Raw genomic sequence first — 515 nt, 5'->3', positions numbered from 1 at the left:
CTCTTTGTGCGCTGGCAATCGATTGTCGAACGCAAAACCTACGCCGGCTGGATCGATATCTCCGAATCGACCCGCGATATCATGCGCAACTCGACGGCCCGGCGTTGTCACGAGACACCCCAGTTCACCGCCAACCCAAGTGCTGCCCTGAATCTGGGACTGGCGCCGGGCGGCATCATTCAGGTCTGGGTCTGGGATGACTGCTTCCGCGCCCACAAAGTTGACCGCGGACAAGTCGGCATCGAACCCTTGGGTCCCAACCAAGGCAAGTACAACGGCCATTACAGAAAAATCAAAGACTCCTCCCAACGCTACATCGAACGCTTCGGCATCCCCTATGGCAGTTGGTAATCAGGAGCCTCGGTTTTCGCCCATATCCCCACGGCGGACGCCGTGCGGGTGCACCACCCCCATGTTCCGGAATGGACGCTGTCACCATGAAAGTCCTGTTTGTACTACTGGCAACGTTGGCGATCAGTGCCTGCCAGTCCGCCGATCCGCTGTCAGCCAAAAAT

The 515-nt window shown here is 58.3% G+C and carries 1 protein-coding gene; it reads left to right on the top strand.

The features are described 5' to 3' along the window. Positions 1-351 (top strand): DUF2931 family protein (locus tag PMI28_RS12165; protein WP_007987918.1); only part of this gene is annotated, 351 nt, incomplete at its 5' end. Positions 352-515 lie beyond the last annotated feature (164 nt).

The organism is Pseudomonas sp. GM48 (genome assembly GCF_000282335.1).
Lineage (GTDB): Bacteria > Pseudomonadota > Gammaproteobacteria > Pseudomonadales > Pseudomonadaceae > Aquipseudomonas.
This window is presented reverse-complemented; position numbering and strand designations above follow the sequence as displayed.